This window comes from Derxia lacustris, assembly GCF_002105195.1.
GTDB lineage: Bacteria > Pseudomonadota > Gammaproteobacteria > Burkholderiales > Burkholderiaceae_E > Derxia > Derxia lacustris.
On sequence record NZ_MUHU01000006.1, the window covers coordinates 63,034 to 75,627 of the forward strand.

12 protein-coding genes are annotated in these 12,594 nt (G+C 71.6%); 9 read left to right on the plus strand and 3 right to left on the minus strand.

The window, feature by feature from the left end:
* The first annotated feature begins 29 nt into the window (after positions 1 to 29).
* The 4 genes from recQ to B9P64_RS06030 all read left to right on the plus strand — a co-directional run bounded on the left by recQ (position 30) and on the right by B9P64_RS06030 (position 4,960).
* On the plus strand, positions 30 to 1,877 hold the full coding sequence (recQ, locus tag B9P64_RS06015) for a DNA helicase RecQ (RefSeq protein ID WP_085315325.1): 1,848 nt from the start codon (positions 30 to 32) through the stop codon (positions 1,875 to 1,877).
* 144 nt (positions 1,878 to 2,021) lie between these two features.
* On the plus strand, positions 2,022 to 4,028 hold the full coding sequence (locus B9P64_RS06020; RefSeq protein ID WP_085315326.1) for an FUSC family protein: 2,007 nt from the start codon (positions 2,022 to 2,024) through the stop codon (positions 4,026 to 4,028).
* 30 nt (positions 4,029 to 4,058) lie between these two features.
* On the plus strand, positions 4,059 to 4,505 hold the full coding sequence (locus B9P64_RS06025) for a c-type cytochrome (protein WP_085315327.1): 447 nt from the start codon (positions 4,059 to 4,061) through the stop codon (positions 4,503 to 4,505).
* A gap of 5 nt (positions 4,506 to 4,510) precedes the next feature.
* Positions 4,511 to 4,960, plus strand: a complete 450-nt coding sequence (locus B9P64_RS06030) for a VOC family protein (RefSeq protein WP_085315340.1) — start codon at positions 4,511 to 4,513, stop codon at positions 4,958 to 4,960.
* Positions 4,961 to 4,963: 3 nt separating this feature from the next.
* Here the strand turns inward: B9P64_RS06030 and otsB are convergent, their stop codons facing one another.
* Positions 4,964 to 5,728, minus strand: a complete 765-nt coding sequence (gene otsB / locus B9P64_RS06035; protein ID WP_085315328.1) for a trehalose-phosphatase — start codon at positions 5,726 to 5,728, stop codon at positions 4,964 to 4,966.
* A gap of 203 nt (positions 5,729 to 5,931) precedes the next feature.
* Here otsB and B9P64_RS06040 point away from each other — a divergent pair, with 203 nt between their 5' ends.
* From B9P64_RS06040 to B9P64_RS06060, 5 genes are all read left to right on the plus strand, one after another.
* Positions 5,932 to 6,705, plus strand: a complete 774-nt coding sequence (locus B9P64_RS06040) for a VOC family protein (RefSeq protein WP_085315329.1) — start codon at positions 5,932 to 5,934, stop codon at positions 6,703 to 6,705.
* A 125-nt stretch (positions 6,706 to 6,830) separates the two neighbouring features.
* Positions 6,831 to 7,304, plus strand: a complete 474-nt coding sequence (locus B9P64_RS06045) for a 2TM domain-containing protein (RefSeq protein ID WP_085315330.1) — start codon at positions 6,831 to 6,833, stop codon at positions 7,302 to 7,304.
* A 102-nt stretch (positions 7,305 to 7,406) separates the two neighbouring features.
* Positions 7,407 to 8,621, plus strand: coding sequence for a PP2C family protein-serine/threonine phosphatase (locus tag B9P64_RS06050; RefSeq protein ID WP_085315331.1), 1,215 nt, complete (start codon positions 7,407 to 7,409; stop codon positions 8,619 to 8,621).
* On the plus strand, positions 8,618 to 9,145 hold the full coding sequence (locus tag B9P64_RS06055) for an STAS domain-containing protein (RefSeq protein WP_085315332.1): 528 nt from the start codon (positions 8,618 to 8,620) through the stop codon (positions 9,143 to 9,145). The genes B9P64_RS06050 and B9P64_RS06055 overlap by 4 nt, the downstream gene beginning before the upstream one ends.
* Before the next feature lie 118 nt (positions 9,146 to 9,263).
* Positions 9,264 to 10,508: an MFS transporter gene (locus B9P64_RS06060; RefSeq protein ID WP_085315333.1), complete on the plus strand. Its 1,245-nt coding sequence runs from the start codon at positions 9,264 to 9,266 to the stop codon at positions 10,506 to 10,508.
* 6 nt (positions 10,509 to 10,514) lie between these two features.
* On the opposite strand, the gene B9P64_RS06065 is transcribed toward B9P64_RS06060, so the two are convergent.
* Both B9P64_RS06065 and B9P64_RS24920 read right to left on the minus strand, forming a co-directional pair.
* Entirely contained in the window at positions 10,515 to 11,903 is a 1,389-nt protein-coding gene (locus B9P64_RS06065) for a metallophosphoesterase family protein (RefSeq protein WP_176256742.1), read from the minus strand.
* A partial coding sequence (locus B9P64_RS24920) for a hypothetical protein (RefSeq protein WP_176256743.1) occupies positions 11,893 to 12,594 on the minus strand: 702 nt, incomplete at its 5' end. The genes B9P64_RS24920 and B9P64_RS06065, both read right to left, overlap by 11 nt.

Genomic DNA, 12,594 nt, shown 5'->3' on the forward strand with positions numbered 1-12,594 from the left:
TTTCCCTTCAACCTTTCCCGGAGCCGCTCATGAGCGCCGTCGCACAGGCTCGCGCCATCCTCAAGTCGGTGTTCGGCTATGCCAGCTTTCGCGGTCAGCAGGAGGCGGTCGTCGCGCAGGTGATCGACGGCGGCGATGCGCTGGTGCTGATGCCGACCGGCGCCGGCAAGTCGCTCTGCTATCAGGTGCCGGCGCTGGCACGCGACGGCGTGGCGGTGGTGGTGTCGCCGCTGATCGCGCTGATGCAGGACCAGGTCGCGGCGCTGCGCGAAGCCGGCGTGGCGGCGGCCTTTCTCAACAGCAGCCTCGACGCCGCCGAAGCCCGCAACGTCGAGCGCGACGCCCGCAGCGGCCGGCTCAAGCTGCTCTACATGGCGCCGGAGCGCGTGATGACCGAGCGCGGCACGACGCTGCTCGACGCCATCGCCGACGGCCCGGGCATCTCGCTGTTCGCCATCGACGAGGCGCATTGCGTCTCGCAATGGGGCCACGACTTTCGCCCGGAGTATCTGCAACTCACGCTGCTCGGCGAGCGCTATCCGCAGGTGCCGCGCATGGCGCTGACCGCCACGGCCGACGAGCTGACGCGCCACGAGATCGCCGAGCGCCTCGGTCTGCATGCGGCGCCGATGTTCGTCAGCAGCTTCGACCGGCCCAACATCCGCTACCGCATCGCCGACAAGCTCGATGCGCGCGCCCAGCTGCTCGACTTCATCCGCACCGAGCATCCGGGCGATGCCGGCATCGTCTACTGCCTGTCGCGCGCCAAGGTCGAGGACACGGCCGAGTTTCTGGTGAGCAAGGGCATCAACGCGCGGCCCTACCACGCGGGCCTCGACGCCGGCACCCGCAGCCGCAACCAGAGCGAGTTCATCCGCGAGGAAGGCATCGTGATGGTCGCGACCATCGCCTTCGGCATGGGCATCGACAAGCCCGACGTGCGCTTCGTCGCGCATCTGGACCTGCCCAAGAGCATCGAGGGCTACTACCAGGAAACCGGCCGTGCCGGCCGCGACGGCGATGCTGCCGACGCCTGGATGGTCTACGGCCTGCAGGACGTGGTGCAGCAGCGCCGCATGCTCGATGAATCGGAAGCGAGCGAGGACTACAAGCGCGTCTCGGGCGCCAAGCTCGACGCGGTGCTCGGCCTGTGCGAGACCACCGACTGCCGGCGCGCCCGGCTGCTCGACTACTTCGGCGAGAAATACCAGTCGGTCGGCTGCGCCAACTGCGACAACTGCCTGAGCCCGCCCGAGATGTGGGATGGCACCGAGGCGGCGCAGAAGATCCTCTCCTGCATCTTTCGCGTGGAAAAGGCCAGCGGCCATGCCTTCGGCGCCGGCCATGTCATCGACGTGCTGCGCGGCAAGCACACGCAGAAGATCGCGCAATCGGGCCACGACAAGCTCAGCACCTACGGCATCGGCGCCGAGATCGACGACAACGGCTGGCGCGCCGTGCTGCGCCAGCTGGTGATGAACCGGCAGGTGGAAATCGACCATGCGCGCTACGGCGTGCTGAGGCTCGGCGCCGGCGCGCGCGCCGTGCTCAAGGGCGAGCAGCGCGTGATGCTGCGCAAGCTGCGCGACAAGGCGGCGGCGCGCAAACCGCGTTCGTCGGGCAGCAGCGCGGCGGCGGTCGAGCTGGCCGAGGCGCACCGGCCGCTGTTCGAGGCGCTGCGCGGTTGGCGCGCCGGCATTGCGCGCGAACGCGGCCTGCCGGCCTACACCGTGTTCCACGACGCCACCCTGCGCGAGATCGCGACGCGCCGGCCCGGCTCGCTCGACGAGCTGGGCGGCATCGGCGGCGTGGGCGCGCGCAAGCTGGAGGCCTACGGCGAGGGCATTCTCAAGGTGGTGGCCGAGCAGGGCGACTGAGCGCGCCGGCATTGCTGCGAGTGCACGTCCTCGCACTGCGCGGGGTTTTTCGACCGTTTCGCGGCGCCGCAGCATGCGCACTGCCGCGCTCGGTAACATGCGCCGCCCGGTGACCGCCGACCGGTACCGCTTCACTCCCGCCTCATGACCGACTCCGACGCCCGCTCCCCGCTATCCACACCGCTCGCCTGGCTCGGCCTCGACCGCGCCGCGCTGGCGCATGCCGGCCGGCTCTGGATCGCGGCCTGGCTGGCGTTCGGCATCGCGGTGCTGCTGGGCGTGGACAACGCCTACTGGGCCGCGATGCCGATCTGGGTCGTGGCCCAGCCGTCGCGCGGCCTGCTGTTCGAGCGCGGCATCTTCCGCGTGATCGGCACGCTGATCGGCGCGGTGGCCGGCATCCTGATCCTGGCGCTGCATGGCGCGCCCTGGCTGTCGTTTGCGCTGCTGGGCGGCGTGGTGGGCGTCAGCGCGCTGGCGGTGCACACGCTGCGCGGCCTGCATGCCTATGGCGCGATGCTCACCGGCATGACCGCCGCCGTGGTGGTGCTGCCCACGGTGCTGGCGCCCGAGCACACGCTGGCGCTGGCGTTTGCGCGGGTCGAATGCACGCTGATCGGCGTGGTGGTGGTCACGGTGGTGACAGCGCTGTTCACGCCCGAGGCGCCGCGCGAGGCCTTCTACCGCCGGGTGCGCCGGCTCTGCGCCGAGGCGGTGGCGCATGCGGGTCGCGCCGCCGACGGCCGGTTCGCCGGCGCCACCGCGCTCGACGATGCCGAGCGGCCGCTGCTGGCCGAGATCAGCGACATCGATGCCAATGCCCGGCTCATCGCCGCCGGCTCGGCCCAGGGCTATCGCCGGCTGCGCTATGTGGATGCGCTGGTCGCGGCGGCGCTGGCGGCGCTGGCGGTGGCACGCGCGCTGGCCGAACGGCACCGGCGCGGCGAGACGCCCGCGCCCGATCTGGCGCCGGCGCTGGCCCGGCTGGCGGCGCGGCTCGGCGCCGAGCCGGCCGTGCCGCCAGCCGTCGCGCCGTTGGTCGCCGACGCCGCTGCCGCCGCGCCCGCAGACCACGCCGCAGCCCAGACCGCCCCAGCCGCCCCGACCGACCCCCTGCGCACCCGGCTCGACGCCGCGCTGGTCCAGCTCGTCGCGGCCGAGGACGCCTTGTTCGCCAGCGCCACCGACGGCGATCTGCTCAGCTTCGGCGCGCGTGCGGTACGCGTCGCGCCGCACCGCGACTGGACCCGCGGCCGGCGCGCTGCCGCGATGTCGGGCGGCGCCACCTTCGCGGCCGCCATCCTCGCGCTGCTGTCGGGCTGGGCCGCCGGCGAGCTGGCGGCGCTCGGCGTGTGCATCTTCTCGATGGTGCTCGGCTCGCTGCCCGACCCCAAGCGCATCGCCCGGCTGATGTTTCCGGGCGTGGTCAGCGGCGTGGCGCTGGCGCTCGGCTACCGCTTTCTGATCCAGCCGGCGCTGGACGGCACGGCGGCGCTGCTGCTGTCGGTCGCGCCCTTCCTGCTGCTGGGCGCGCTGGCGCGTGCCAGCCGGCGCTTCGCCATGCCGGCGCTCGACGGGAACATGTGCTTTCTGCTCGCCAGTCAGGCCGGCATGCCGGCGGCCGGCGCGGCCGAAATCCTGTCGGGCGGCGGCGCGCTGGTGCTGGCGGCCGGCGTGGTCTGCGGCGGCTTTCTGCTGCTGCCCGGCGCCAGCGCGCGCGACGCCGCCGGCATCGCGCGCCGGCTGGTGCGCGACCTGCGCCGGCTGCTGCCGCGCGCCCGTCCGCGTCCGGCCGATGCGAGCGACTGGCATGCGCGCACCGCGCGCCAGGTGCTGCGGCTCGCGCATCACCTGGGCCGCGCGGCCCAGCGCCCGGTGCGCGGCCGGCCGCTGCTCGCCACGCTCAATCTCGGCCATGCCATCGTCGCGCTGCGCGAACTGGCGGCCGATGCCGGCATGGATCCGCTGGCGCGCCAGCAGGCTGAACGCGCCTTCACCGAGCTGCGCCAGCTCGGCGCCAATCCGGCCGGCGTCGCCGCGCAACTGCATGCGCTGGCCGACAGTCACAGACTGACCGCCGCCACGCCGCTGCTGCTCGATGCCGCGCAAGCCCTGGCCGATGCCGCGCCGCTCGTCGCGCCCGGCGCCTGAGCGCCTACCTCACCCAACCGCTGCCCAACCATGCTCAAGACCACCGTCGCCGTCCTGCTCGCCCTGCCGCTGCTGTTTGCCTGCGGCGAGCCCGAGGACACGCATCCGGGCCAGCCCGTCACCCATCGCCGGCAAGCCTTCCGCGAGCTGCTCAAGGCGTCCGAGCCGATCGGCGTGATGCTGCGCACCAACCAGTACGACCCGGCCGAATACCAGCGCCTGCTCGGCGTCTTCATGGAAAAGCGCGAGGCGCCGTGGACCCTGTTCGCGCCCGACACGCTCTATCCGCCGAGCCATGCCAAGCCCGAGGTCTGGAGCGACGCCGCCGGCTTCGAGGCCGCGAAGAAAGACTTCCTCGACGCCAGCTGGCAGCTCAGCCAGCTCGGCGCCGATCCCGGCCGCGACCGTGCGCTCGCCGCCTACAAGAATGTGGAAGCCGCCTGCGAGCGCTGCCACGACGCCTACAAGAACAAGTGACCGCCATGCCCGAAGTGACCGGCATCGACCACATCTACTTCAGCGTCAGCGATCTGGCGCGCGCCGAAGCCTTCTACGACCGGGTGCTGTGCGAGCTGCTGGGCTTTCGCAAGGGCGGGCGGTTCGCGCTCGGCGGCGAGCCGCATGTGAGCTACTTCAACCGGCGGTTCGGCATCGTGTTGCGGCCGGCGCGCGTGGCCACGCCGCATGAGCCCTATGCGCCCGGGCTGCATCACTTCTGCCTGCGGGTCGAGTCGGCCGCCGATGTCGAAGCCGTGGCGCAGGCGCTCGCGGCGGCCGGCATCGCCGCCACGCCGGCGCGGCTCTATCCCGAGTACGCGCCCGATTACGTCGCCACGCATTTCACCGATCCGGACGGGCTGCGGCTGGAGGTGACCAACTACCGGGCCGAGCGCCGCGAGCGCTTCGAGCGCTGGGACGACCTGGCGCGCTGAGGCTCAGCCGGCGGCATCGGCCAGCGCCAGGATGCGGTCGAGCAGCATCGGCATCTCGGCCGGGCTGTCGAGCAGAAAGCGCGCGCGCGAGGCCGGATCGTCGCGCCCGACCTTGAGTGTGAGCCAGTGCGGCGGCGCGGCCGCGAACACCGGCTCGTCGTTCACGTCGTCGCCCGCAAACAGCGCGCCGCCGGCGCCGGCGGCGGTCACCAGCGCCTGCACCGCGCCGGCCTTGTCGGGCGCGGTCGCGGCCATCAGGTTGCAGACCAGCTTGCCGCCGAAGACCTTCAGCTCCGGCCCCAGGCGCGCCAGCAGCGCATCGATCTCGGCGCGCGCCCGGTCGCGGTCGCGCGCCAGCCGGTAGTGCAGCGCCAGCGACTGGCCCTTGTCCTCCAGCGTCACGCCGGCGGCGGCGAGCGCCGCCTCATGCGCGCCGAGCAGCGCGCGGGCGCCGTCGAGCGCGCGCGCCAGCCGCTCGGCCGCCGCCGGATCGGCCAGGCTTTCGGCGCCGTGATTGCCGACGATGCAGCCCGGCGCAAAGCCGAGCCGTTCGCGCACATCGGCCAGCTGGCGCCCGGTGACCACCGCCACCGGCCAGCGCTCGGCCAGCCGGGCCAGTCGGCGCGAGACCGCCGGCGCGACGCGCGCGTCCTCGGGCCGCGCCACGATCGGCGCCAGCGTGCCGTCGAAATCGAAGGCCAGCAGCGGCTGGCGCCGCAACAGCTCGGCCAGCGCGGCCTCGCCCTCGGTGCAGAAAAAATGCTTCATGCGTCAGGAGCCGGGTCGGCAGCCGATGCGGCGCCCGCCCGGCCCGGTGTTGGGAAACGGGCATCGACGGTAACGCCGGCCTCCGGCAGCGGCCCGCGCCGGGCGGTTTGGTTACATCGCCCGGCGCGCATGCGGCAGTCGCGCGATCGGCTTAGCTTGGCGGTCGCGCACGCCCGCGCAACTCACTTCATCAGGAGACCGCCATGCCAGCCAATCCCTTCGTCTGGTACGAACTCATGACCACCGACACCGCCGCCGCGACCGCCTTCTATCAGGCGGTGCTCGGCTGGAGCGCACGCGATTCCGGCGCCGGCGAGGTCGACTACACCGTGCTCGGCGTCGGCGACCGCCCGCTCGGCGGCCTGATGCAGCTGCCGGCCGAAGCCGCCGCGCGCGGCGCCCGGCCCGGCTGGCTCGGCTACATCGGCTGCGACGATGTGGATGCCGCCGTCGCGCGGCTGGCCGAGGCCGGTGGCAAGGTCCATCGCCCGGCCTGGAGCATTCCGGGCGTCGGCCGGCTCGCGGTCGTGGCCGATCCGCAGGGCGCGGCCTTCGTGCTGTTTCGCGGCGAATCGGCCGAGGCGCCGCCGGCGCCCGAAGCCGGCTCGCCCGGCAGCGTCGGCTGGCATGAATTGCAGGCGGTCGAGCGCGAATCGGCATTCGCCTTCTATTCGGCGCAATTCGGCTGGACCGCCGATACGGCAGTCGACATGGGACCGCTCGGCACCTATCAGATCTTTGCCATCGACGACAAGCCGGCCGGCGGCGTGATGAACAAGCTGCCGGCTCTGCCGGTGCCGTTCTGGATCTACTACTTCTGCGTCGCCGATATCGATGCGGCAATCGCGCGGGTGAATGCCGCGCAGGGCTCGATCGTCAACGGGCCCAATCCGGTGCCGGGCGGCAGCTGGATTGCGCACGGAATCGATCCGCAAGGCGCATTGTTTGCGCTGGTAGGAATGCGCAGCGCCAATTGAGAAAAATGCCGTACTGTTGACGGCATCTGGCGGGGCGCTGTCGTGTGGCTGTCGCCCGGCTGTCGTGGCTTTCTCCCAGGGGCGCCGTCAATCTGGCGGCTCGTGATCTTCAGAGGTTGGTTCCCATGCAAGTGCAAAAACTGAGACTGCAACACGGCTGGTCTCAACAACAACTCGCCGAATTGAGCGGCCTGAGTGTGCGGACGATTCAGCGAATAGAACGCGGCCAGCCGGCCAGCATGGAAACCCTGAAATCACTGGCATCGGTCTTCGAGATCGATTTCTCGCAATTCACCAGTGAGCCTGTCATGGAAGCCATTCCCAATACCGCCAATTCAAATGAAGAAACGCTGGCGTTTCAGCATGTCTACAAGCTCAAGCGCTTTTATCTGCATGTCGGCCAATATGCGGTCGTGATGCTGTTTCTGCTCGCCATCAATCTGCTGACCCGGCCGCACAATCTCTGGGTGGTGTGGCCAGCGCTCGGCTGGGGCATTGGCCTGGCATTGCATGCCATTTCCACCTTTGAATTGCTGCCGTTCTTTGGCGCCGAATGGGAGCGGCGCCAGGTCGAGAAGCGGCTCGGCCGGCCGCTGTAATCCGCCGTTACCGGGGAAAGCCCGCCCCCGGGGTCGATTGCACGCTGTGCAACGGCGGCCGAACATGGCCGCTCTTGCAGGCCACCGACGGAAGGGCGGCACATGCGCAAGCGCATCCTCATCATCGATGACGACCCGGTGCTCCGCCGCGTGCTGGCGGCCCAGGTCGAGCAGCTGGGTCATGACGTCGAGACCGCGCACGACGGCCTGTCGGGGCTGGCCGCCTGCCGGCGCCAGCTGCCGGCGCTGGTCATCTGCGATCTCTGCATGCCCGGCCTCGACGGCTTCGGCGTGCTGGCCCGGCTGGCGCAAGACCAGCCCGAGCTGCCGGTGATCGTGGTGAGCGGCGTCGGCGACATCGGCGACGCGGTGCGCGCGCTGCGCCACGGCGCCTGGGATTACGTCACCAAGCCGCTGCCCGAGGCGGCGGTGCTGGCCCATGCCATCGACGGCGCGCTCGAACGCGCCCGGCTGCGCGCCGACAACCGCCGCGTGCATGAGCATTTGCAGTCCGCCAACCGCCAGCTCGAAGCCAGCCTGCGCGCGCTGGAGGACGACGAGAACGCCGGCCGGCGCATCCAGTTCGCGCTGCTGCCGCGCGAGCGGCTGGTGATCGACGGCTATGAATGCTCCTGGCATCTGCTCACCTCGGCCATCCTGAGCGGCGACTTCATCGACTACTTCGCCATCGACGAGCGGCGCTTCGGCTTCTACATCGCCGACGTGTCGGGCCACGGCGTGTCGTCGGCCTTCATCACCGTGCTGCTCAAGAGCCAGATCGCGCGGCTGATGGAGCGCCACCGGCTCTACGGCGATGCCACCGTGCTCGATCCGGCGGCGCTGCTCGGCTGCCTCAACCGCGAAATCATCGATGGCCGCCACGGCAAGTACCTGACCATGTTCTACGGCGTGGTCGATTCGGCCGCCGGCGAGCTGGTGTTCGCCAACGGCGGCCAGTTCCCGTTTCCGCTCGCCTACGACGGCCACGACATGCGCGAGATCGGCGGCCGCAGCGCGCCGGTCGGGCTGTACGGCGGGCGCAGCTGGCGCAACCAGCGGCTGCCGCTCACGCCGGTGTTCGCGCTGTCGATGTTCTCCGACGGCATCCTCGAAACCCTGCCCGAGCCCGACCTGGCGGCCAAGCGCGACCATCTGCGCGCCTGCGCCAGCCATGCCGATGTCGACGCCCACGGCATCGCCGATGCGCTGCATCTCGACCATGAGCGCGCGCCGCCCGACGACGTGAGCATCCTGTCGCTGCGCCGCGTGCTGCCGGCCGCAATCCCCGCCGCCCAATTCCAGGGAGCGTGCCCATGAATGCCACCTGTCTCGTCCCGTCGGCCGGCCATGCCGGCAGCGTCAGCCATGCGCGCGACGGCGCGACCTGCGTCGTCCGGCTGGCCGGCGACCTGCGCCACACCCAGGGCCCGGCCTTCGACCGCTTCATCGACGGCCTGCTCGCCGATGCCGGCATCGACCGCGTGATCGTCGATCTGAGCGAGGCGGTCGGCATCGACAGCACCATGCTCGGCCTGCTCGCGCGGCTGGCGCTCGGGCTCGACGAGCGCGACGGCCGCAAGCCGCTGCTGGTCTCGCCCCGGGCCGACATCAACACCCTGCTCGACAGCATCTGCCTCGACGACTGCTTTCTGCGCTGCGACGCGGCCGTCGCGCCGACCGGCACCGCGCTCGCCGAAGCCCGCGCCGAATCCGTCGGCGAGACCGAGGCGGCGCGCGTCATCCTTGACGCCCACCGCACGCTGGCGCGCATGAACGGCGCCAACCGCGCCGCGTTCAGCTGCGTGGTCGAGGCGCTGGAGCGCGAGCTGCGCGAACGCTGAGCGGCCGGTCGCGCCGGTCCGCTTGTGCGCTGATCGCCCAACGCGGGCGATAGGCGGCGGCGCGGCTGTCACAATCGCCGCCCCGCCGGCAGCTGCCGACGCTCGCAGCACCGCCTCCATGTCAGTCGCTTCTCCCGAATCCGGCGCGCCCGCGCCGCTGTCCCAGCATCCGTCGCTGCTGCGCTTCATCACCGCGCGGGTCGCCGCGATGGTCGCCAACCAGATGCAGATCGTCGCCACCGGCTGGCAGGTGTACGAGCTGACCGGCCGCGCCTTCGACCTCGGCATGGTCGGGCTGGTGCAGTTCCTGCCGTCGCTGCTGCTCACCTTCGTGGTCGGGCATGTGGCCGACCGCTACGACCGCCGCAATGTGCTGCGCATCGCGCTGGCGACCAAGCTGCTGGCGGTGGCGCTGATGGCCTGGGGCACGGCCGCCGGCTGGCTGACGCGCGAATCGCTGTTCGCGCTGGCGGCGCTGATCGGCGCCGCGCGCGCCTTCGAGATGCCGTCCAACGGCGCGCTGCTGGCCAGTCTGGTCGAGCCCGGCCTGCTGCCGCGCGCGGTCGCGACGATGGCCTCGGCGGTGCAGGGCGCGGTGCTGGTCGGCCCGGCCATCGGCGGGCTGGTGCTGGCGGCCGGGCTCGACTGGGCCTATGGCGCGGCGGCGGCGCTGTACGGCGTGGCGGTGCTGGCGCTGATGTTCGTGACGCTGCTGCGCAAGCCGCCCGCGCCGGCGCCGGCCACGCTGGCGTCGATGTTTGCCGGCGTGGGCTTCATCCGGCGCCGGCCGGTGGTGCTGGGCGCGATCTCGCTCGACCTGTTCGCGGTGCTGCTCGGCGGCGCGGTGGCTCTGCTGCCGATCTATGCGCGCGACATCCTGCACATCGGCGCCTGGGGGCTGGGGCTGCTGCGCTCGTCCGAGGCCTGCGGCGCGCTGGCGGCGGCGGTCTTCCTCGCGCGCCGGCCGATGGACCGGCATGTGGGCCGCAAGATGTTCGGCGCGGTCGCGGTGTTCGGGCTGGCGACCATCGTCTTCGCGCTGTCGACCTGGTTCTGGCTCTCGTTCGTGGCGCTGGCGGTGCTCGGCGCGGCCGACATGGTGAGCGTGGTCATCCGCCAGTCGCTGGTGCAGCTTGAGACGCCCGACGACATGCGCGGGCGGGTCGGGGCGGTGAATTCGCTGTTCATCGGCACCTCCAACCAGCTTGGCGAGTTCGAGTCGGGGCTGACGGCGGCGTGGTTCGGCACGGTGCCGGCGGTGGTGCTGGGCGGGGTGGGCACGCTGCTGATCGCCGGGCTGTGGATGCGGCTGTTTCCGGAGCTGGCGAAGCGGGATCGGCTGGCTGAGGGCGGGTCGCGCTAGCCGGGTTCAGGCGTCGGCCGGGCGCTCGGCCCAGTCGATCAGGCGGTCGCCGGTCCAGTGCAGCAGCGCGGCACCGCCGGCATCCACCCGCACCACCGGACGGCGCGGATTGCGCGGCAGCGCATCGGCTTGCAGCCGGTCGAGCCAGTCCGCGACCGAGACGGCATCCGTCTGGGCCGGCAGGCTTGCGCTGTCGAGCCAGGAACCGCTGTTGAGATAGTGGCCGGCCATGCCGTGCCGGATGTCGCGTGGCGCATGCGTGTGGCCGGCGATGGCGATCAGGTCGCGGCCCCAGCCGTCGATTGCGGCGTCGGCCAGTTCATCGCGCCGGGCCGGATCGAAGGCACCGCGCGCCGAATCGAGCGTGCTGCCGAGTGCGCTCAGCAGCCGCGTCCTTATCCAGCCGCCGCCGGTCGAAAGCAGGCCACGCTGGACCGGCTGCGCGTTGTCCGTCAGCAGAAATTGCTCCAGCGCGCTGGCCATGCGCTGCGACGCAGCCAGTTCCTCCGGCGTGAGCGTGCCGGCGATGCATTGCGCGATGGCGTCGGCAAACGCATCGGCGGGGTCTTGCGCCGGCGCGCCGCCGCGCTGCACCGGCGTGGCGGCCAGTAGCCTGCCGCCGCCGATGGATTGCAGCAGCTTGCGCGCGAGCGCCTGGGCGCCGATGCCGAGCGCATCGCCCAGCCGCTGCGCCGCAAGCCGGCCGTCGAGCGCCAGCAGCGCCAGCACCACGGCGCGCTCGGATGGCAGCAGGTCCACGAAGGGAAAGCGCGGTTTGCCGTCCGCATCGGCCGCGCGCCGGTAGGGATTGATGACCCTACAGACCAGCTTGGAGCCGGGCGGCATCGGCAGGCTTGCATCGCCGGCGGCCTGGGCCGCGAGCATGCAGCTGGCCGGCAGGGCGTTGAAGGCATCGTCGTGATGACCGTGCTGGCCGACGACCGTGCGGCCGGCCACCTCGACGCGCCAGCTGTCGGCATGGGCTGGCAGCTCGCGAGCCGCGCCCAGCCGCGCCGCCAGCCGTTGCTGCACCTCGGCCAGCGCCAGCTCCGGATCGTGATTGCCGGGCAGGCAGTGCAGCCGGTGGCCGGCAGCGGTGAAGTCGCACAGCGCGCTCACCAGATTGCGTTCCGGCGGCTCGGCGGCGAGCGAATCGAGGATGGCGTCGATGCGCTGGCCGGCGAGCGGCAGCGAAATGCCGTCATAGCCCGGAATCTGGAGGAAATCGAACACGTCGCCGTTGAGCAGCAGATCGGTTGGCGCAGGCAGCGTGGCCAGATGGCGGATGAAGGCGGTCAGCGCCGCATGGGCGCGGAACACGCATTGCGGCCCGGCCACCGTCAGGTGCAGGTCGCTGAGGATGTGCAGCTGCTGCATGCGCAGGTCAGTCGGCATCGGTGGCTCCGGCTTGCAGCGGCGCATAGGGATCGATCTCGCCGGCGGCGATGGCGGCGTCGATGCGGGCGTGGAATTCGGCGAGGACGGCGGGGGCTTCGGCCGTGAGTTGGTCCAGCGCGGCGCGGCGGTCGGTGTCGGACATGTCTTCGGACATCAGGCCGGCGATCACCTGGCCCAGCGCTTCGGCGCGCGGGTCGCCGATCTGCTCTGCTGTCGCCCGGGCGAGTTCCAGCGCGCAGACGCCGATGAAGCCATCTTCGGTGCCGAGCAGCACGCGTCCCAGGTCTTGCGCGGCGAGCAGCACACCCCAGCGATCGTCGATGGCGGTGAACTGCCGGATGGCGAGCGAGCACAGTGCTTGCGCCTGGAGGCCAGCGCCGACGCTGCCGGCGATGCGTGCCAGATAGCCGTGGGTACCGGCCGCGCCAACTCGGTCGGCCAGTACGTTCTGGATGGCAAGACAGGCATGCAGCTGGGCAAATGCCGCAACTGGTCGGCCTTCGGCGGCGGCGAGAGTGCCGAGCGCCTGGAGGGTATTGGCCTCGCCGAGGCGGTCGCCGATCTGGCGGTAGAGGCCGAGGGCGGCGTCGAAGTCGACTCGGGCGCCGGCGAGGTCGTCGCCGCGCTGCTTGAGTTGGCCGAGCGCCTGGAGGGTATTGGCCTCGCCGAGGCGGGCGCCGATCTGGCG

Excerpts from the sequence above, each read along its gene's own strand:
- B9P64_RS06050 (WP_085315331.1), top strand. The coding sequence starts at position 7,407 with ATGCGCAAGCGCATCCTCATCATCGATGACGACCCGGTGCTCCGCCGC.
- B9P64_RS06020 (WP_085315326.1), top strand. The coding sequence starts at position 2,022 with ATGACCGACTCCGACGCCCGCTCCCCGCTATCCACACCGCTCGCCTGG.
- B9P64_RS06045 (WP_085315330.1), top strand. The coding sequence starts at position 6,831 with ATGCAAGTGCAAAAACTGAGACTGCAACACGGCTGGTCTCAACAACAA.
- B9P64_RS06040 (WP_085315329.1), top strand. The coding sequence starts at position 5,932 with ATGCCAGCCAATCCCTTCGTCTGGTACGAACTCATGACCACCGACACC.
- B9P64_RS06060 (WP_085315333.1), top strand. The coding sequence starts at position 9,264 with ATGTCAGTCGCTTCTCCCGAATCCGGCGCGCCCGCGCCGCTGTCCCAG.
- B9P64_RS06065 (WP_176256742.1), bottom strand. The coding sequence starts at position 11,903 with ATGCCGACTGACCTGCGCATGCAGCAGCTGCACATCCTCAGCGACCTG.
- recQ (WP_085315325.1), top strand. The coding sequence starts at position 30 with ATGAGCGCCGTCGCACAGGCTCGCGCCATCCTCAAGTCGGTGTTCGGC.
- otsB (WP_085315328.1), bottom strand. The coding sequence starts at position 5,728 with ATGAAGCATTTTTTCTGCACCGAGGGCGAGGCCGCGCTGGCCGAGCTG.
- B9P64_RS06030 (WP_085315340.1), top strand. The coding sequence starts at position 4,511 with ATGCCCGAAGTGACCGGCATCGACCACATCTACTTCAGCGTCAGCGAT.
- B9P64_RS06055 (WP_085315332.1), top strand. The coding sequence starts at position 8,618 with ATGAATGCCACCTGTCTCGTCCCGTCGGCCGGCCATGCCGGCAGCGTC.
- B9P64_RS06025 (WP_085315327.1), top strand. The coding sequence starts at position 4,059 with ATGCTCAAGACCACCGTCGCCGTCCTGCTCGCCCTGCCGCTGCTGTTT.